Raw genomic sequence first — 20,436 nt, 5'->3', positions numbered from 1 at the left:
AAGATTTTAATCAAATACTTTACCATGATTGGCTGCCAACTGAATCATCTTTTCATAATCTTCGGCACTCAAATCCATGAAATAATAATTGACCGGATTTACTACCTGCCCTTTCACGTACACTTCATAATGCAAATGCGGGCCGGTACTTTTTCCTGTACTACCCACTTTTCCGATAATCTCACCACGTACCACTTTCTTTCCGACTTTCGTATTAAATCCCTGCAAGTGAGCATACCGAGTAAGATACCCGAAACCATGATCTATCTCAATAGTATTACCGTATCCGGTTTCCCATCCCACTTTCACCACTGTTCCGTTTCCGGTAGCATAAACATCCGTTCCCGGATGAGCAGAGAAGTCCATGCCTGCATGGAACTTTGTCGTACCATAAATAGGGTCAATACGTGTACCATAACCGGATGCTGTCTGACGAAGATCTTTATTCGAAATAGGCTGTATGGCCGGAATACATTTCAGCATCTCATCGTGGTTCTTACACATATCAATCACATCATCGAAAGATTTCGACTGGATATAAAGCCTTTTGGAAAGCACGTCCAACTTTTGAGTCGTATTCACCACCAGCTTGGCATTCGCCAAATCCATCAGTTCTTCGTAACGGTTCGTCCCGCCATAACCTGCCTGACGAATAGCCGGAGAAACAGGATCTGCCTGTAAAATCACCCGATACAGATTATCGTCACGTTGCTGAATATCCTGAAGCACCCCCATAGCGTCGTCCAAACGCCGGGAAAGCACATTGTACTGCGCCAAAAGACGGCTGTTTTCAATTCTTAATTCCTTCTCCGACGGAGAACCAAAAATCAAAAGCAATACAATAAAGCAACCTGCTCCCAACCCCATTCCATAGAAAAGCCGACGCAGGATACTAAGCGCACGCTGCCGTACAGTAGGGTAAATTCGATCATAAGTCTGGGTCTGTGGATTATAGATGTAGTATACTTTGCGCATCTTTTTGGAAATATTTCGCTTGTTAATACGGCAAAAGTAATAAAAACAAGCTATCTTTGCACAGTTTTTACGAATTTATGAGTTGTGATTTATGATTTATTGGGGATTCCTCCCCTCTCTCATATCCCACAGCCCATAATTCATAATTCATAAATCATAATTCTTCATTATATGTTGACTGCAAAAGAGATCAGAGATTCATTCAAGAATTTCTTTGAGTCGAAAGGACACCACATCGTTCCCTCGGCTCCGATGGTGATTAAAGATGACCCTACCCTGATGTTTACGAACGCGGGTATGAACCAGTTTAAAGATATTATTTTGGGTAACCATCCGGCGAAATACCAAAGAGTCGCGGACTCGCAAAAATGTTTGCGTGTAAGCGGAAAGCATAATGACCTGGAAGAAGTAGGACACGATACGTACCACCACACCATGTTTGAAATGCTTGGTAACTGGTCGTTCGGCGATTACTTCAAGAAAGAAGCGATCAGCTGGGCATGGGAATATCTGGTAGAAGTCTTGAAACTGAATCCGGAACATCTCTATGCAACCGTATTTGAAGGAAGTCCTGAAGAAGGATTGAGCCGTGACGACGAAGCTGCTTCCTATTGGGAACAGTTCTTGCCGAAAGATCACATCATCAACGGTAACAAACACGACAACTTCTGGGAAATGGGTGATACAGGACCTTGCGGACCTTGTTCCGAAATCCATATCGACCTCCGTCCTGCTGAAGAACGTGCCAAGATCTCCGGTCGCGACCTCGTGAACCACGATCACCCGCAGGTAATTGAAATCTGGAACCTCGTGTTCATGCAATACAACCGCAAAGCAGACGGCAGTCTTGAGCCGCTTCCTGCCAAGGTTATTGATACCGGTATGGGATTCGAACGTCTTTGTATGGCTCTGCAAGGCAAAACATCCAACTACGACACAGACGTATTCCAGCCAATGTTGAAAGCTATTGCAGCAATGTCGGGTACAGAATATGGAAAAGACAAGCAACAAGATATTGCTATGCGTGTGATTGCCGACCATATCCGTACCATTGCATTCTCAATCACAGATGGCCAGTTGCCGTCTAATGCAAAGGCAGGTTATGTGATCCGCCGTATCCTTCGCCGTGCTGTTCGTTACGGATATACTTTCCTCGGACAGAAACAGGCATTTATGTATAAGTTGCTTCCTGTATTGATTGATAACATGGGAGAGGCTTATCCTGAACTAGTTGCACAAAAGACACTGATTGAAAAAGTAATCAAGGAAGAAGAAGAATCATTCCTCCGCACTTTAGAAACTGGTATCCGTTTATTGGATAAGACAATGGAAGATACCAAAGCCAATGGAAAAACTGAAATCAGCGGTAAAGATGCCTTTACTTTGTATGATACATTCGGTTTCCCGCTCGACTTGACAGAGCTGATTCTCCGTGAAAACGGAATGACTGTCAACATTGAAGAGTTCAATGAAGAAATGCAGCAACAGAAACAGCGTGCACGTAATGCTGCCGCCATCGAAACTGGTGACTGGATTGTACTGAAAGAAGGAACTACTGAATTCGTTGGTTACGATTACACTGAATACGAGGCTTCTATCCTTCGTTACCGTCAGATCAAACAAAAGAACCAGACATTGTATCAGATTGTACTCGACTATACTCCGTTCTATGCAGAAAGTGGTGGTCAGGTAGGTGATACAGGTGTATTGGTGAGCGAGTTCGAGACGATTGAAGTGGTCGACACAAAGAAAGAGAATAATCTTCCGATACATATTACCAAAAAGTTACCCGAACATCCGGAAGCTCCGATGATGGCTTGTGTAGATACTGACAAACGCGCTGCCTGCGCAGCTAATCACTCGGCGACTCACTTGCTGGATGCTGCTTTACGTGAAGTATTGGGTGAACACATCGAACAGAAAGGTTCATTGGTTACACCGGATTCATTGCGTTTCGACTTCTCTCACTTCCAGAAAGTGACCGATGAAGAAATCCGTAAAGTTGAACATATCGTCAATGCAAGAATCCGCGCTAATATCCCATTGAAAGAATATCGCAATATTCCTATCGAGGAAGCTAAGGAGTTGGGAGCTATCGCTCTCTTTGGTGAAAAGTATGGCGACAGAGTTCGTGTGATCCAGTTCGGTACTTCTATCGAGTTCTGCGGTGGTACACACGTAGCTGCAACCGGAAATATCGGTATGGTGAAAATCATCTCCGAAAGTTCTGTTGCTGCCGGCGTTCGCCGTATTGAAGCTTATACCGGAGCACGCGTGGAAGAAATGCTGGATACGATACAAGATACACTTAGCGACTTGAAGGCTCTCTTTAACAATGCTCCTGACTTGAGAATTGCAATCCGTAAATATCTGGATGAAAATGCAGGATTGAAAAAGCAGGTAGAAGACTTCATGAAAGAGAAAGAAGCAGCTTTGAAGGAAAGACTACTGAAAAATGTACAAGAGATCCACGGTATCAAAGTAATCAAGTTCTGTGCCCCACTACCGGCAGAAGTAGTGAAGAATATCGCTTTCCAACTTCGGGGTGAAATCACAGAAAACTTGTTCTTCGTAGCCGGAAGTACAGACAATGGCAAACCGATGCTGACAGTAATGCTTAGCGATAATTTGGTTGCTGGTGGTCTGAAAGCTGGTAATCTGGTAAAAGAGGCTGCCAAACTGATTCAAGGTGGCGGCGGTGGCCAACCTCACTTCGCTACTGCAGGAGGCAAAAATGCTGATGGACTACCGGCAGCAGTTGAAAAAGTACTGGAGCTGGCAGGAATCTAAGAATAAATAAAAGAGGCTGTCTAACAGGCCCCGAAAAAAAGAAATCACCCCTGTCAGAGTTTGTTCTGATAGGGGTGAAATCGTTAAAAAGAGACTTATAGACAACCTCTTTTACGTAAAGACTTAAAATTAGACGCGTCTGAATAAATACATAAGAAACTCCCTATTAATGTAGAAAAAAAATAGTGACGGTATATGCACAGGATAGTGACGGTATCGCTGGCATATAGCGTCACTATTTGCATCGGATAGCGTCACTATTTTACAGAAGGGAATTCACCAACAACAATTTCGGCTTGAATCCCCTTTTGAATCCCCTATAAAAGCATCGGGGAAGGATATTTCCTACCCTCCCCCCAAAACCAACAAACCCGGTAAAAAATAGAAGTCTATTTGTCTCTTTCTAAAAATATTAGCTTATAATTTAGGCTTGTCACAGTTTTTTTCTACCTTTGTGACCAGATTAATTATTTTTCTTATCCTTCAAATAAATAAAATAAGTAATCACTAATACCTAAAGAATGATGAGAACACCTGCTTATCTATGCCTGCTGTTAACCTGCATGCTCATTTCTTGTACCCCTACGCAAGAGAAACACGAAATAGATTACACATCTTATGTAAATCCATTTATCGGAACAGACTTCACTGGAAACACTTATCCTGGTGCCCAAGCTCCTTTCGGCATGGTGCAACTTAGCCCGGACAACGGACTCCCCGGATGGGACCGTATCTCTGGTTATTTCTATCCGGATAGTACGATTGCCGGTTTCAGCCACACGCATCTTTCCGGCACTGGAGCGGGAGATTTGTATGACATCTCTTTCATGCCTGTCACTCTTCCCTACAAAGAAGCGGAAGCACCGCTTGGCATCCATTCTAAATTCTCCCACAAAGATGAAAGTGCTCATGCCGGTTATTATCAAGTACGCCTGACTGATTATAACATCAACGTCGAACTGACTGCCACCGAGCGTTGTGGTATCCAACGTTATACGTTTCCGGAAGCCCAATCTGCTATCTTCTTAAATCTGAAGAAAGCCATGAACTGGGATTTTACCAACGATTCTCATATCGAAGTCGTAGACTCCGTCACCATTCAAGGTTACCGTTTCTCCGACGGCTGGGCACGCGATCAACACATCTATTTCCGCACCCGATTCTCCAAGCCTTTTGAGAAAATGGAACTGGACACAACTGCCATCATCAAAGACAATAAACGTATCGGCACAGCTGTTATCGCCCGCTTCGATTTCAACACCCAAAAGGATGAACAGATATTGGTAAACACTGCCATTTCCGGTGTCAGCATGGAAGGAGCAGCCAAAAACCTGCAAGCTGAAGTCCCCGAAAATAACTTCGACAAATACTTGGCGGAAACAAAAGCAAACTGGAACCGCCAGCTCGGAAAGATTGAAATAAAAGGTGATAATGAGAACGATAAAGTGAACTTCTACACCGCTCTCTATCACTCAATGATTGCTCCAACTATTTACAGTGATGTAGACGGAGCTTACTACGGTCCCGATAAGAAAGTACACCAAGCCGACGGCTGGATTAATTATAGCACTTTCTCCTTATGGGATACATACCGTGCCGCCCACCCGCTCTTTACTTATACCGAACCCGAGCGTGTCAACGACATGGTGAAATCCTTCATCGCCTTCTACGAACAGAATGGCCGTCTGCCAGTGTGGAACTTCTACGGAAGTGAAACAGACATGATGATCGGTTATCATGCTGTTCCTGTTATTGTAGACGCCTATCTGAAAGGAATCGGCGACTTCGACGCAAAGAAAGCCTTGGATGCTTGCATAGCAACGGCTAATCTGGATAATTACCGCGGCATCGGACTCTACAAAGAATTAGGATACATACCTTACAACGTAACAGACCACTACAACGCAGAAAACTGGTCGTTATCCAAAACACTGGAATACGCTTTCGATGACTATTGCATTGCCGAAATGGCGAAGAAGATGGGCAAACAAGACATTGCGGACGAATTTTATAAACGTTCTCAAAATTACAAGAATGTTTATAACCCCGCCACTTCTTTCATGCAGCCACGTGACGACAAAGGCACCTTTATCAAGGACTTCAAAGCCGATGACTATACACCACACATTTGCGAAAGTAACGGATGGCAATACTTTTGGTCTGTTCAGCATGACATTAACGGACTGATCGACCTTGTAGGAGGTAAAAACCGATTTGCCGAAAAACTGGACAGTATGTTCACCTATCATCCAGCAGCAGATGACGAACTACCTATCTTCAGCACGGGCATGATAGGACAATATGCGCATGGCAATGAACCGAGCCATCATGTTATTTATCTGTTCAATGCTATAGGACACGAAAATCGCACACAAGAATATGTGGCCAAAGTGATGAACGAGCTCTACAAAAACGAACCAGCCGGTCTTTGTGGCAACGAAGATTGCGGACAGATGTCAGCATGGTATGTATTCAGTGCGATGGGATTCTACCCCGTCAATCCCGTCAGTGGAAAATACGAGATAGGTACTCCCCTATTCCCGGAAATGCAATTACATCTGGCGAATGGAAAAACTTTCACCGTACTGGCCCCCAAAGTGAACAAAGAAAATATCTATATCCAATCCATCAAAATAGATGGAGAACCGTATGACAAAACGTATCTTACTCACGAGCAAATCATGAGTGGAGCAACTGTCGAATTCGAAATGAGTAACACCCCTAAAGCAATTGGAGTCATATTCGAAGAAAATAACCCATAAGCCAAACCTGAACAACCAATTGAGAGAATGAACGAAAACTTCGATATAACCTATAAAGCACTATTTCGCCGGTACTACCCCAGCCTGATTTTCTATGCTACCCGTCTGGTGGGAGAAGAAGAAGCAGAGGATGTAGTGCAGGACGTATTTGTAGAATTATGGAAGCGGAAAGACCACATAGAGATAGGCGACCAAATCCAGGCCTTTCTCTATCGTGCCGTTTACACCCGTGCCCTTAACGTCTTGAAACACCGCAGTGTGGAAGAAGGTTATTGTGTTGCCATGGAAGAAATCAACCAAAGACGCGCAGAATTCTATCAACCGGACAACAACGAAGTGATTCGGAGGATCGAAGACAAGGAACTCCGCAAGGAAATTCATGATGCAATTAATGAACTCCCTGACAAATGCAAAGAGGTTTTCAAACTTAGCTATCTGCATGATATGAAAAACAAGGAAATAGCCGATATTCTCGGAGTTTCACTCCGCACGGTGGAAGCCCATATGTATAAGGCTTTAAAATACTTGCGTGGCCGACTTGATCCTCTTTGGACGATTCTTTTCTTATTTTTATGGCGATTATAATAAGTGTTTTTGCGTTTTGAATTGTATTACTAATATGAAGGAAAAGAAAATGAGTAATCTGAGTGAAGAAATAATAAACAGATATCTGACAGGACAGTGTTCTGAAGAAGAGCTTATCGAGGTTAATGCCTGGATGAAGGAATCGGAAGAAAATGCCCGCCAGCTCTTTCGTATGGAAGAAATCTATCATTTGGGTAAATTCGACCAGTACACTGATGAACAACGGATACTTCGTGCGGAAAAACAACTCTATAAAAAGCTGGACGAAGAGAAAGGTAAACAGAGCAAAATACTAAGCATGCATCGCTGGATGAAATATGCCGCAGTGATTGCTGTAATGTTGGTCATGGGTGGTGGAGTCGGATATTGGTTCTATCAAAGCGGAAACAATCAACAAATGATGGTTGCAGTAGCCAGCGAAGGCATTGTTAAGGAGGTAGTCTTACCGGATGGCAGCAAGGTTTGGCTGAACAATGCAGCAACCTTGAAATATCCACGTGAGTTCTCCGAAAAGGAACGCAATGTCTACCTGGAAGGAGAAGCTTATTTTGAGGTCACCAGAAACCGCCATAAGCCATTCACCGTTCAAAGTGATGCAATACGCGTACGCGTATTGGGAACTACGTTCAATTTAAAATCCAATAAACGTTGCCGAATAGCAGAGGCGACACTTATTGAAGGTGAGATTGAAGTAAAAGGCAATAAGGAAGAGGGGCAGATTATCCTCACTCCGGGGCAACGTGCGGAACTGAACAAAAATAATGGACGATTGACCGTGAAACAAGTGGATGCCAAGTTGGATGCTGTTTGGCACGATAATCTGATTCCATTCCAAAAAGCAGATATCTTCACCATCACCAAAGCGCTGGAGCGTTTCTATGATGTGAAAATCATTCTGTCTCCTGACATTCAGACGGGTAAAACTTACTCCGGTGTACTGAAAAGGAAATCGAATATCGAGTCAGTGTTAAAATCATTGCAAAACTCTATACCTATTGATTATAAAATTGTCGGAAACAATATCTTCATTTCTCCCAAATAAGAAGTAAAAGATGAACCGGATAAAACTTAAAAGCTATTAATACCATGAAATTAAAAACATTCCTAATAGTAGAATGTTTAGGAGGTTTATTCACACTTAGCTCCTGCACAGCCCCCACTAATGTAAAAGACTATAGTGCTTACGTCAACCCTTTCATCGGTACCGGTGGACATGGTCATACCTTCCCTGGAGCGGTAGTTCCCCACGGGATGATTCAGCCCAGTCCGGACACCCGGATCGATGGTTGGGATGCTTGTTCCGGTTATTATTATGCCGACTCTACCATCAATGGCTTCTCACACACACACGTCAGCGGTACAGGTTGTTGCGACTATGGAGATGTCTTGCTCATGCCAACTGTGGGTAAGCAACAATATCGTACAACCGATCCCCAAAGCCAACGCCTAGCATACGCTTCCTCTTTCTCACATAAGAATGAAATCGCAGAACCAGGATATTATTCTGTCTTTCTTGATACTTACCAGGTGAAAGCTGAAATTTCATCCACCAAACGAGGAGCAATCCATCGCTATACTTTTCCCGAAAACGCCGAATCCGGGTTTATCATCGACCTGGATTACAGTCTGCAACGACAGACTAACTCCGAGATGGAAATAGAAGTAATAAGCGATACGGAAATCTGTGGACATAAGAAAACAACTTATTGGGCTTTCGACCAATATATCAACTTCTACGCTAAATTTTCCAAGCCATTCTCTTATACGCTCGTTACGGATTCTATCACCATGGACAATGGCAAACGGCTTCCTGTCTGCAAAGCATTATTGCATTTCAACACCAGTAAAGACGAACAGGTTCTTGTTAAAGTAGGTGTGTCCGCTGTTGATATTGCCGGTGCACGGAAGAACGTTGAATCAGAAATTCCCGGATGGGATTTCGAGAAAGTACGTAAAGACGCACGTACGGCATGGAATGAATATCTTTCCAAAATTGATATTACAACTTCTGATAAAGAAGATAAAGCCATCTTCTACACGGCCCTCTATCATACGGGAATCAGTCCAAATCTGTTCACTGATGCAGACGGACGTTATTTAGGAATGGATCTTGAAGTGCATCAAGGAGACACCCTTAATCCGATATACACTGTATTTTCTTTATGGGATACTTTCCGTGCGCTACATCCGCTAATGACTATCATTGATCCTGATCTGAATAATCACTTTATCAATTCGTTAATTAAGAAGCATCAGGAAGGTGGGATATACCCCATGTGGGACTTGGCTTCCAATTACACCGGCACTATGATTGGTTATCATGCTGTTCCGGTCATCGTGGATGCCTACATGAAAGGGTATCGCAATTTTGATGCCAAAGAGGCTTATAAAGCCTGCCTGCGTGCCGCCGAATATGACACTACCGGCATCAAATGTCCGGATTTGGTATTGCCTCATCTCATGCCTAAAGCAAAATATTATAAGAATGCCATCGGATATATCCCTTGTGACCGCGAAAACGAATCAGTGGCCAAAGCTCTGGAATATGCGTATGATGACTGGTGTATCTCTATCTTTGCAGAAGCAATGAGTGATTTTGAATCCAAAGCAAAGTATGAACGCTTTGCCAAGGCGTACGAATTTTATTTCGACAAATCAATCCGCTTCATGCGTGGACTGGACTCAAAAGGTGAATGGCGTACTCCATTCAATCCGCGTGCATCTACTCACCGCAGCGATGATTATTGTGAAGGAACAGCTTGGCAATGGACTTGGTTTGTGCCGCATGATGTAGAAGGATTAGTCAATCTGATGGGTGGAGAAGATGCTTTTGTCCAGAAACTCGATTCCTTATTCTCGGCCGATTCATCACTTGAAGGTGAGACAACCTCATCAGATATCAGCGGACTTATCGGGCAATATGCACATGGAAACGAACCAAGTCACCATGTGATCCATCTATATAACTACGTTAACCATCCTTGGAGAACTCAAGAGTTGGTGGATAGCGTTTACCGAAGTCAGTATACCAACAGTATAGACGGTCTTTCGGGTAATGAGGACTGCGGTCAGATGTCTGCCTGGTATATACTCAACTCTATGGGATTCTATCAGGTATGTCCCGGCAAGCCGGTATATTCCATCGGACGTCCTGCCTTCGACAAAGCAGTTATCAATCTGCCTGAAGGAAAGACTTTCAGTATTGTAGTAAAGAATAATGGGAAAAAGAATAAATACATTGAAAGTGTATTGCTGAACGGTAAAGCTCTAAACATTCCATTCTTTAACCATCAGGATATTGCGAATGGAGGAACGATGGAAATCAAGATGACCGATCATCCTACGAAATGGGGAGTCCTCTCTCCAGCTCTCTCCTCCAAAGAAGAGGAATGAGTTGGTACTAGCTGTTCAAATTGAATAAAAAAAACAAAACCTTGAAAAATAAATTGGCTCAATCGATTTCTGATTCGATTGAGCCATAAATAATAAATAAGACCATGAAAAAGTATCTCCTATTAGTATGCGCATTAAGTTGTATCGTCTTTGCAAAAGCCAAAGACTGGACGCAGTATGTCAATCCGCTTATGGGTTCTCAATCTAGTTTCGAGTTATCAACAGGTAATACTTATCCGGCCATTGCCCGTCCGTGGGGGATGAATTTCTGGACTCCACAAACAGGAAAGATGGGAGACGGATGGCAATACACTTATACGGCTAATAAGATTCGTGGATTTAAACAAACACATCAACCCAGTCCGTGGATTAATGATTACGGACAATTCTCTATTATGCCTGTAGTAGGCAAACCGGAATTCAATGAAGAGAAGCGTGCCAGTTGGTTTGCCCACAAAGGAGAAACTGCCACTCCTTATTATTATAAAGTATATCTTGCAGAGCATGATGTAGTGACAGAAATGGCTCCAACCGAGCGTGCAGTTCTTTTCCGTTTCACTTTTCCGGAAAACGATCATTCGTATGTTGTAGTGGACGCCTTTGATAAGGGATCGTATATTAAGGTTATTCCGGAAGAAAACAAGATTATCGGTTACACGACTCGCAACAGCGGTGGAGTTCCCGAAAACTTTAAAAATTACTTTATTATTGAATTCGACAAGCCTTTCACATATAAAGCTACGGTAGTCAATGGCAATCTGCAGGAAAATGTTACCGAACAGACAACAGATCATGCCGAAGCCATTATTGGTTTCCAAACACATAAGGGCGAACAAGTACATGCAAGAATTGCTTCTTCTTTCATCAGTTTTGAACAGGCAGCTTTGAATATGAAAGAGTTGGGCAAAGATAATATCGAACAGCTAGCCCAAAAAGGAAAAGAAGCGTGGAACCAAGTATTAGGCAAAATAGAAGTAGAAGGAGGCAATCTCGACCAATATCGCACATTCTATTCTTGTTTATATAGTTCATTGCTCTTCCCACGCAAATTCTACGAACTGGATGCTGCCGGACAACCTGTTCATTACAGTCCTTATAATGGGCAAGTATTACCGGGGTATATGTATACCGACACAGGCTTTTGGGATACTTTCCGTTGCCTATTCCCGTTATTGAACCTAATGTACCCGTCAGTCAACAAGGAAATGCAGGAAGGTCTGATCAATACATATAAAGAGAGCGGTTTCTTCCCGGAATGGGCAAGTCCGGGGCACAGAGGCTGTATGGTTGGTAACAACTCTGCTTCTGTCTTAGTGGATGCTTACATGAAAGGAGTGAAAGTGGACGATATAAAAACATTGTATGAAGGGCTGATTCACGGAACGGAGAATGTACATCCACAAGTATCATCAACAGGACGTCTGGGATATAAATATTACAATAAACTGGGCTACGTGCCTTATGATGTAAAAATCAATGAGAACGCCGCACGCACGTTGGAATATGCATACAATGACTGGTGTATCTACCAACTGGCAAAGGAACTTAAACGTCCGAAAAAAGAGATTAATCTTTTCGCAAAACGTGCCATGAACTACAAGAATCTTTTCGATAAGGAATCTAAGTTAATGCGTGGACGCAACGAAGATGGTACATTCCAATCTCCTTTCTCTCCGCTGAAATGGGGAGATGCTTTTACGGAAGGAAATAGCTGGCACTATACTTGGTCGGTATTCCACGATCCTCAAGGATTGATTGACTTGATGGGTGGAAAAGAGATGTTTATCACCATGATGGATTCTGTTTTTGCCGTACCTCCTATTTTTGATGATAGCTACTACGGCCAAGTGATTCATGAAATCCGTGAAATGACTGTGATGAATATGGGTAACTATGCACATGGCAATCAACCGATTCAGCACATGATTTATTTATATGACTATGCAGGACAACCTTGGAAAGCCCAATACTGGTTGCGTCAAGTAATGGATCGTATGTACTCTCCTACTCCGGACGGCTATTGTGGCGACGAGGACAACGGACAAACTTCTGCCTGGTATGTATTCTCGGCATTAGGTTTCTATCCTGTTTGTCCGGGAACGGATGAATATATTATAGGTGCTCCGTTATTCAAGAAAGCTACACTCCATTTTGAAAATGGCAATAGTTTGGTTATTGATGCTCCGAATAATAGTAAGAAAAAATTTTATGTCAATTCGATGAATGTCAATGGTGCTGATTACACTAAAAATTATCTCCGACACGAAAATTTGCTCAAGGGAGGTACGATCAATGTTGAAATGAGTAATCAACCTAATCAGAATAGAGGAACTAAAGAAGAAGATATGCCCTATTCTTTCTCTAAGCAACAATAATCCTTGCGGGATAATTTAGCCCTAATCTTGGTTTGAGTCTTTCTGTATTGCACCGAAATGAGCCAAATGAACATTTATTGAAACGCAGATTAACGCAGATTTTCGCAAAGAATAAAAAAGTTCTCAAACATGGCGCAGCCTTCTAATAATCTGCGAAAATCTGCGTTAATCTGCGTTTCAATACTTATTTGCTAAAATATCAATTGATTCAGCACCGTACGGAAATGAGTAAAATGATACAGGTTTGAATACATAGTGAGAAAAACATCTATCATAGTATCATTCATTTTAATAATCTTCTAATTATCAAAGGAATAAGTATGATAGATAACTTTTAGAAAATGCATCTATCATACTTTTATTGCAAAAAACGGGTATCTATCACACCCATACTATATCTATTTAGTGTAGCATTAGGTGAGAGTATCCATTTAAAGGCATAAGAATGCACACTTTATAGGATGATAACCTGTATTGACAACTTAATAATCTATTGGAAGCGGCTGTCTTTCTATAGTTCACATGTGCAGGCTGTACAGCCCACGTATGTAAACCGTGCAGCCCACACATGCGGACTGTACAGCACACATACGTGGGCTATAAACTTATCGCCATTACATTTACATTATTAAGCCACGATAATCAGATTTATATGGCTCCCTTGTGACAAAAACAAGCTATCTTACACCTATTATGACCCTTATATGGCTATTTTGCACAATGATAGATAACCTGTTTTTACTGGTAAAAGTATGATAGATGCATTTTCTAAAAGCTATCTATCATACTTATTCCTTTGATAATTAAAAGATTATTGAAATAAATGATACTATGATAGATATTTTATTTCACTATGTAGCATTTAATTCAAATATTTAGGAACATGAGCAAACGTTAGACTTAGAAAAGTTAGCGCCTGCCCGTTCTTTGAAAAAGCAATTAAAAAGAGGCTGACTCAAAAACAATCTTGAGACAGCCTCTCGAATACAAACTTTAATCTATATTCTTTTTAGACTCAATACTACTTAAAGACGTATATTTCATAAAGCTCACATCCCCAAGAAGCCAAAAGATCAAATTTCACATACCGTGCAGTTATAGATTCAATGAATTGATAGTAATCGGCATTCTCATCAGCAGTAGCTACTTTTCCTAGATAATTCCATGTGTTTCCATCAGAAGAAACTGATAATTGTACATTTTGAGGAGCATAATAATATATATAATCAAGACCTACTCCAGTGATTGTTTTTTCCTCTCCCATATCGAGTGTAAATGAAATATCTCCATCAGAACATATACCTTCATAGTTACCTTTGGTTTCACCATCAATAAGCGAACCGCCACCATCGTTTTGATAAAAATCACTACTATCTTCCACATCTACAGACCAACCCTGTTTGGCCCATTCTATCCAACCGGAAGGCCGTTTGTAAGATATGTGTTCAAATCCTCTTATATATTTATTTATATTCAAGGTGAAAGAACTTCTTTTCTCATCCTGCACGAAGACCGGATCTTCACATTCAAAAACAGCTGTGATATTTAATGTGTTTGACGAGTCGTCCGATGTACGCAACAAAAAGTCATTAGTAATCTCCCAAGTAATATCTCCTGATGTCTTTTCACCAGCAGGAATTATAATTTCTGCAGGAGTAATACTAATGTCTTTCAGGTATTCGTCATCCACTCCTTCCGTTGTAAGTTTCACCTTTACATCTTTCCGAGCAGGACGATCCAATTGTACACTGAATGTATATAGATTCCGCTCCGTGTCCTTAAATTCTCCGTTGAAATAAGTATGTTCGAATGTAGTTTTATTACCGACTTTTCCTTCCAAGAAACCTGTAGCTACATACGCCTCTTTCTTTATCAAAGCTTTTGCCTCCAAGGTAATAGATGGCATTTTATATCCTTGCACAGTAGCTCTCACTCCTAAATTATAGGTAGCTTCATCGTAATTAGATTGAAAAACATCCATATTTTTTATACCCAAAGTAACACTGGCATCCGTATAGCCTGCCGGAATTATCAATTTGGTATCACTTAACTCAACATCTTCTCCGATTGGCTCAAAAGTAACTATTGCGTCCTCGGGTGAAGCGTTAAAACGAAAGGTGAATATTACGGGTTTATCGAATTCTAATATACCCTCATTATTATAGGTGGCATTCACTGTTATTTCCGAGCCTTCTCCGTCTTCCGCCACAAGAGAAAAATTGTTATCCGGATAGGTAGCCAGACTTGGAGTTTCATCTTCGCCGCATCCAGAAAGGGCTGTCAGCAAACCGACTGCCAATAATAAGAAAAATCTATAAAGTGTTCTCATTTCTACAATTGTTTTTTAATTTATTGCAAATCATCGGGATATTGGTAAGGTGTGGCATCATTGTCTTTGTAGAACACGGTAGGTGCTTGTAACGGAGAACCATACAGAGTTCTCACATCAGACAGACGCCGGAATACATTGCCATAATTTTCCGGCTTCGGTGAAAAGCCCATAAACCATCCAGAACCTTGGTTTATCAGTCTTTGTCCCTGTAAATCGCCACCTGTACCTCTAACAAACTCCATGGATTGACCGGAACATTCTTTGGATGTCAGGTCCCCATACGGAACTTGAGAAGGATCTCTACCATAATCACCAACTACAATATCTATCCAGTTTTTAATAGTTAGTCGCCCCTTAGAATGTGCTTTTACGCCTAATAATCAACATATTAATATATAAATTGCTTTGATATATCTGCAAGTTTTTGTATCTTTATGGTTGAAAACTTGCAGATTATTATGATAAACAAGACCACCCCTCAGCCCTCCTTGTTCAGCTCTTTGACAGACCAGCTGAATCCCAGGCATCCCTTATACCTGCTTGCCAATAAGATAGACTGGCGCCGTTTTGAAGAAGCTTTCTCCCCGCTATACTGTGCCGTCAACGGTCGTCCGGCCAAACCCATCCGCCTGATGTGCGGACTTCTGATTCTTAAGCACGTGCGTAACCTGTCCGATGAATCGGTTGTTGAACAATGGAGCGAGAATGCTTATTACCAGTACTTTTGCGGTATGTTGGAATTCACGCCTTCCTATCCCTGCAATGCAAGCGAACTGGTACACTTCCGTAAGCGTGTCGGAGAAAATGGCATGGAACTGATTCTGTCAGAAAGTATCCGCGTCAATCAGGAGGACGACGGCCCGGACCATCACTGCACGGCCTTCATCGATTCCACGGTACAGGAAAAGAACGTGACTTATCCCACGGATGCGAAGTTGCATAAAAAGATAGTCCGCAAAGTGTTGTCTGTCGTAAAATCCTTAGGGCTTCCTTTGCGCCAGAGCTATACCTTTGTCCTCAAGAAGATCTACCGTGACCAGCGTTTCCGTAACCACCCCAAGAACCGTGGCAAGGCCCTGAAAGCGGACAAGCGGCTGCGCACCATTGCGGGAAGGCTTGTCAGGGAACTGAGGCGCAACCTGAAAGAAAACCACGGCTACGACTCCCTGCTCGACCTCTTTGAGCGGGTGCTTTCACAGAAGCGCAATTCTCCCGGGAAAATCTATTCCCTGCATGAACCGGAGGTGCAGTGTATCAGCAAGGGGAAAGAACATAAGAAATACGAGTTCGGCAACAAGGTTTCAATCGTCCGCTCAATTACCGGTGTCATACTGGGTGCCAAGTCTTTCCGGAATGAATATGACGGGCATACCATTGAAGAATCCCTCAGGCAGGTGGAACGCATTACCGGAAAGAAGATCAGGAAGTTGGCCGGGGACAGGGGGTACAGAGGAAAGAAAGAGGTGGGCGGCACCGGGATACTGATACCCGATGTTCCAAACAGGAAAGACAGTTATTACACACGCAAGAAGAAACATAAGCTATTCTGCAAGCGTGCAGGAATAGAGCCGACTATCGGGCATTTGAAATCAGACTTTCGTTTAGGACGCAACTTTTATAAAGGTGTGTTCGGGGATGTTGTCAATCTGCTCTTAGCCGCAGCAGCGTACAACTTCAAAAGAGCCATGAGGGTTCTTTGGCTACTTGTTGAAAAAATCTGCGGGACACTGTTTTCTTGCAATATCCCGCAGATGAGTACTTTTTAAGGGACGACTAGTTACTCCATCAACAACGGTTGCCTTCGAACTATACATTCTTCTTAATGCATATACTGCTACGATTTTATCAGGCATTGCTTGTTTAGTTTCGTAGCATAAACGTGCCGCAGCCTCCTCACTAGGCTCTGTTAATGCTGGATTATTCGGATCATAAGCACCTTCATATTCGTCATCAAAACATACCCCGTCCAGATTATATGCTTTGCAATACTGAGCTAGTTCTCGTGCAAAGTCTTTGGCACCTTGTTTAGAAAGTTGCGCCACTCCTGTTATATCCCCGTTACTAAGTATTCCTAATACTATTTTAGTTCCACGTTTACGAAGTGGTTGCAAAAATTTCTCATTATTATCTAGCAAATATTGTATGTAAGCATTACATTTTAAATAAGGGCGTTGGGCTTGTGCGTCCCAGTTGATATTGGCAGCAAATGGAGATACTACATCCCACAGCAATTTTCCGTTTTCCAGTTGAAAAGAAAGAGCATTCAGTGGATTTGTACCATCAAAGAAGACAAATGACTTTACTACATCTTCCCCTTTGTAAGTGTTTCCTAACTTTCTCATATCTTTTATCAAATAGATACAATGACCAGCTTTCTCATCTTTTATGGTAATGTCGCTACTTACGTGGGTAAGAGCTATAGGTAAAGCATAGGTTTTATCTTCTTTCAAAGTGCCGTCCGTCTGAATGGTGATGTCAGTCTGAGCAGATTTTGTTTGTGCATCTACAATAAGCTTCCCGTCATTCTTAAAAGAAACCAAGTGCGCAGGATACAATTCAAAATCGGTTTCATGCTCTTTGTTATAAGTATCCAAATAGTCTGCATCAATAATTACTTGAGCAAAAGTACTGGTACTCGCCATTTTACTAAGACTCATTTTTACAGAAGTAGTATAAGTATCTTTGTATAGCTCCACTACGTTAGAGGACAAATTGGACTTTCCGTCACGCAAGTATCCATTGTTTTCATAAATGCCAGTATATGCTGACTCATCTATTGCTTTATTTATGACAAGATCATCATCACAAGAGGTAAGGCAAGTTATGCCGCCTGCAAATATGGCAACCATCAACCCTGTTATCAGATATTTTTGTTTCATAATAATATTCTTTTTAATTAAAAGGATTAATATATTTGAGGAAGTTCTACAGGAACCCATATCGGATCTTTACTCGCAGTGATATCATTTCCATTACCTGTACGATCTATAACAACCTTTCCAGACCCCTCATTAAATTTCCAGTAGGCTACAAGTCCTTCACTGGCAGGATTTACTTTATAAGGATTATCTGCAATTTGCTCTGCAGTTCTTTCTACGCTCCAAATACGAACCTCTGAAATTTCTCCCGGAAGCCAGCGGGTACCATCAAAAGAACGGCCTATATAGCAATTCTTAGTTAAATCAACCGTACTATTTGCTGACTGGTCTTTATACACCGCCACACCATTCTTGTAATAGATTCGGTTTTTATTGACAGTGTTATACACAACAGCTATGTGTACCCATTCGTCTACCGGAAGTCCAATACCTGGTGCGTGATTTGCTGGAGGAAAACTTCCACCTGGCACAAATGCCTGAAGTTGATCACGTGGACGGTCGCCATCACCGATACGTATAAGGAAATTACCTTCAATTCCAAAAACAGAACTTAGTGCATTATCACGTTTGGCCACCCAGTCATCACTTCGTACCAATGCTTCCACTGTAATAGTAATCATCTTGCTTACATCACTATTCCATTTTATCGGAAAATAGTTTTCTTTAATATTAGCTACAACATTAATAAGAGCAGCGCCTTTGATGATAAAATAAGTAGTACGGGCACTCTCAAGAAGTCCAATTCCAGATACATTTGTGATTGTAACAGGCAACACATAACGTCTTGAGTCGTCCAATTGATTCAAATTAACGAAATTCACTATGATATCATCTCCAGAAATTCCTCCGGGTTGAATCGTAACATTCTTCACAGGAATATCATAAAACGCTTCGGGAAGTGCTGTAGCATTATCTCCATAACTTAGATTGTAGGTAGCCGCTAAAGATGGTTTGGCATCAAAGCTGACTTGGATTTCGTTGTCGACAGGAGCAGCAAGCCGATAAGTAATTTTACGACTGTCAAACAATACATCTTCTTTAATCAGTAAATCTTCTGTTACGGGTACCGAACTTATATAAAGCTTATTGTCATAATGATGTTCATCATTAATATCCGTATCCTTGCAGCTGCTTACCGTAAATGCAGTAAATGCTATAAATGCTAATTGATAAATATGCAATTTCATATTGTATTTCTATTTATTAGGATTCATTATATGAATAGTTTCACGTACTGTTCCATAAGTATTATTGTAATAATCCTTTTGGATATTGATGATAAAAATACCAGTGCAGGTATAATCTGGTGATGCCTGTACAATCCATTGAGCTGTACCTTGTGCAGCCAATACTTTATTTCCATTTGCATCCCGTGTATCCCAATAACCAATTATCATATCCTTATCTTCCTGTTGAGGAAACTGTGTACAGGCAATAAAACGATCTTTTGGAACAAGATCCGCATTCGTTCCTGCTACGTCTATGCCTGCTTGAATAGCCATAAAAACATTTAATGTCAGATCCTCCATGTTTTTGGAAGAAGCGGTTTTCAGTATCAGATGATTGTATTTATCCAGCATATCCATGTTTTCTGGAGCCAAATACTGCACATAACCGTAAAAAACCAATGTTTTGTCGGTATGCTTAATCCGCCAATCCAACACTCTGCTGAAGAAGTTTTGCTGACGTGCCTTGTATTGTTGTAACACATCTTCTTGCATACCCACCATTGAAAGTCCTGTATAGTCAATTAGGATACCATCATATCCATAATTGTCACATAGAACCAGCATAGCATCCGTACGTTCATTCAGATACCTTTGTGCATCTTCTTCCGTCAATTCGGAATTATCTTTTGCCTTATTGTTCCATTCTTGTTCTAAACTCTCATAATTAATGCAGGAAAGCGTGCGGATATTCTTCTCGCGTATTTTTACCATTTCGGCTTGTGTTTCAGACGAGAGCTTTTCTGGATTATTCAAACAGATAAAATCCACACTGTCCAGTATAGCGGTGAGACGTTCGGTTTGATTGATTGGATTAGTTTCCGGATTGTCAAAAGAGACAAAGACTAACTTATGTTCTCCATCCTTGTAGCGTTTCAGATCTCTGATATAGTCAGCATACAGTTGCGGGTTTTGCTCTTCAAATGTAGGGTAATGGATGTTAATGCTTTTTGGGTCTGTCCAGCCTTCGCATGAGGAATACATCATCCCCCACACCATCAATATTGTTGTAAACAAACTGTTTTTTACTATTCTTTTCATATATATTATCACTTAAAGATTTTAATCACATTATTTTCATCCAAGTTCTCTAAGTACTTGGTAAATTCTAAATATAGG

General features: G+C 41.5%; 12 protein-coding genes and 1 pseudogene. 7 read left to right on the top strand and 6 right to left on the bottom strand.

What is annotated here, in order from left to right; genetic code table 11:
• Nucleotides 1–6: 6 nt before the first annotated feature.
• On the bottom strand, nt 7–975 hold the full coding sequence (locus tag INE92_RS24400) for a M23 family metallopeptidase (RefSeq protein ID WP_004315137.1): 969 nt from the start codon (nt 973–975) through the stop codon (nt 7–9).
• A gap of 171 nt (nt 976–1,146) precedes the next feature.
• Here INE92_RS24400 and alaS point away from each other — a divergent pair, with 171 nt between their 5' ends.
• From alaS to INE92_RS24370, 6 genes are all read left to right on the top strand, one after another.
• A complete protein-coding gene (alaS, locus tag INE92_RS24395) occupies nt 1,147–3,765 on the top strand; it encodes an alanine--tRNA ligase (RefSeq protein WP_004315136.1) in 2,619 nt (872 codons plus the stop codon).
• Between the two features lie 524 nt (nt 3,766–4,289).
• Nucleotides 4,290–6,527, top strand: a complete 2,238-nt coding sequence (locus INE92_RS24390) for a GH92 family glycosyl hydrolase (protein WP_134993107.1) — start codon at nt 4,290–4,292, stop codon at nt 6,525–6,527.
• 27 nt (nt 6,528–6,554) lie between these two features.
• Complete coding sequence (locus tag INE92_RS24385; RefSeq protein WP_004310994.1) at nt 6,555–7,112, top strand: RNA polymerase sigma-70 factor; 558 nt, start codon at nt 6,555–6,557, stop codon at nt 7,110–7,112.
• A gap of 34 nt (nt 7,113–7,146) precedes the next feature.
• Nucleotides 7,147–8,154 carry a FecR family protein gene (locus tag INE92_RS24380; RefSeq protein ID WP_009039026.1) on the top strand — a complete coding sequence of 336 codons (1,008 nt, stop codon included), beginning with the start codon at nt 7,147–7,149 and terminating at the stop codon, nt 8,152–8,154.
• 44 nt (nt 8,155–8,198) lie between these two features.
• On the top strand, nt 8,199–10,505 hold the full coding sequence (locus INE92_RS24375; RefSeq protein ID WP_195436693.1) for a GH92 family glycosyl hydrolase: 2,307 nt from the start codon (nt 8,199–8,201) through the stop codon (nt 10,503–10,505).
• A 104-nt stretch (nt 10,506–10,609) separates the two neighbouring features.
• Nucleotides 10,610–12,880, top strand: coding sequence for a GH92 family glycosyl hydrolase (locus INE92_RS24370; protein WP_141408879.1), 2,271 nt, complete (start codon nt 10,610–10,612; stop codon nt 12,878–12,880).
• A gap of 1,021 nt (nt 12,881–13,901) precedes the next feature.
• Here the strand turns inward: INE92_RS24370 and INE92_RS24365 are convergent.
• Together INE92_RS24365 and INE92_RS24360 are read right to left on the bottom strand one after the other, a co-directional pair.
• Nucleotides 13,902–15,209 carry a DUF4989 domain-containing protein gene (locus tag INE92_RS24365; protein WP_004301374.1) on the bottom strand — a complete coding sequence of 436 codons (1,308 nt, stop codon included), beginning with the start codon at nt 15,207–15,209 and terminating at the stop codon, nt 13,902–13,904.
• 20 nt (nt 15,210–15,229) lie between these two features.
• Nucleotides 15,230–15,454 carry a hypothetical protein gene (locus INE92_RS24360; protein ID WP_229097062.1) on the bottom strand — a complete coding sequence of 75 codons (225 nt, stop codon included), beginning with the start codon at nt 15,452–15,454 and terminating at the stop codon, nt 15,230–15,232.
• Between the two features lie 216 nt (nt 15,455–15,670).
• Between INE92_RS24360 and INE92_RS24355 the strand changes: the two genes are divergently transcribed.
• Entirely contained in the window at nt 15,671–16,978 is a 1,308-nt protein-coding gene (locus INE92_RS24355; RefSeq protein ID WP_008771523.1) for an IS5 family transposase, read from the top strand.
• Between the two features lie 9 nt (nt 16,979–16,987).
• On the opposite strand, the pseudogene INE92_RS24350 reads toward INE92_RS24355, so the two are convergent.
• The 3 genes and pseudogenes from INE92_RS24350 to INE92_RS24340 form a co-directional block, all read right to left on the bottom strand.
• A pseudogene (locus INE92_RS24350) lies at nt 16,988–18,091 on the bottom strand (BT_3987 domain-containing protein); the annotation flags it as partial.
• 26 nt (nt 18,092–18,117) lie between these two features.
• On the bottom strand, nt 18,118–19,278 hold the full coding sequence (locus INE92_RS24345; protein ID WP_004310999.1) for a DUF1735 and LamG domain-containing protein: 1,161 nt from the start codon (nt 19,276–19,278) through the stop codon (nt 18,118–18,120).
• A gap of 9 nt (nt 19,279–19,287) precedes the next feature.
• On the bottom strand, nt 19,288–20,358 hold the full coding sequence (locus INE92_RS24340) for a glycoside hydrolase family 18 (RefSeq protein WP_149952020.1): 1,071 nt from the start codon (nt 20,356–20,358) through the stop codon (nt 19,288–19,290).
• Between the last annotated feature and the right edge of the window lie 78 nt (nt 20,359–20,436).

The sequence above is a fragment of the Bacteroides xylanisolvens genome, assembly GCF_018289135.1.
Classification (GTDB): domain Bacteria; phylum Bacteroidota; class Bacteroidia; order Bacteroidales; family Bacteroidaceae; genus Bacteroides; species Bacteroides xylanisolvens.
The sequence above is the reverse complement of the archived record's forward strand: the minus strand, read 5'-3'. Positions and strand labels throughout refer to the sequence as shown.

What these genes read in the sequence shown, in the direction of transcription:
- INE92_RS24400 (WP_004315137.1), bottom strand. Translation starts at nt 975, where the DNA reads ATGCGCAAAGTATACTACATCTATAATCCACAGACCCAGACTTATGAT.
- alaS (WP_004315136.1), top strand. Translation starts at nt 1,147, where the DNA reads ATGTTGACTGCAAAAGAGATCAGAGATTCATTCAAGAATTTCTTTGAG.
- INE92_RS24390 (WP_134993107.1), top strand. Translation starts at nt 4,290, where the DNA reads ATGAGAACACCTGCTTATCTATGCCTGCTGTTAACCTGCATGCTCATT.
- INE92_RS24385 (WP_004310994.1), top strand. Translation starts at nt 6,555, where the DNA reads ATGAACGAAAACTTCGATATAACCTATAAAGCACTATTTCGCCGGTAC.
- INE92_RS24380 (WP_009039026.1), top strand. Translation starts at nt 7,147, where the DNA reads ATGAAGGAAAAGAAAATGAGTAATCTGAGTGAAGAAATAATAAACAGA.
- INE92_RS24375 (WP_195436693.1), top strand. Translation starts at nt 8,199, where the DNA reads ATGAAATTAAAAACATTCCTAATAGTAGAATGTTTAGGAGGTTTATTC.
- INE92_RS24370 (WP_141408879.1), top strand. Translation starts at nt 10,610, where the DNA reads ATGAAAAAGTATCTCCTATTAGTATGCGCATTAAGTTGTATCGTCTTT.
- INE92_RS24365 (WP_004301374.1), bottom strand. Translation starts at nt 15,209, where the DNA reads ATGAGAACACTTTATAGATTTTTCTTATTATTGGCAGTCGGTTTGCTG.
- INE92_RS24360 (WP_229097062.1), bottom strand. Translation starts at nt 15,454, where the DNA reads ATGGAGTTTGTTAGAGGTACAGGTGGCGATTTACAGGGACAAAGACTG.
- INE92_RS24355 (WP_008771523.1), top strand. Translation starts at nt 15,671, where the DNA reads ATGATAAACAAGACCACCCCTCAGCCCTCCTTGTTCAGCTCTTTGACA.
- INE92_RS24345 (WP_004310999.1), bottom strand. Translation starts at nt 19,278, where the DNA reads ATGAAATTGCATATTTATCAATTAGCATTTATAGCATTTACTGCATTT.
- INE92_RS24340 (WP_149952020.1), bottom strand. Translation starts at nt 20,358, where the DNA reads ATGAAAAGAATAGTAAAAAACAGTTTGTTTACAACAATATTGATGGTG.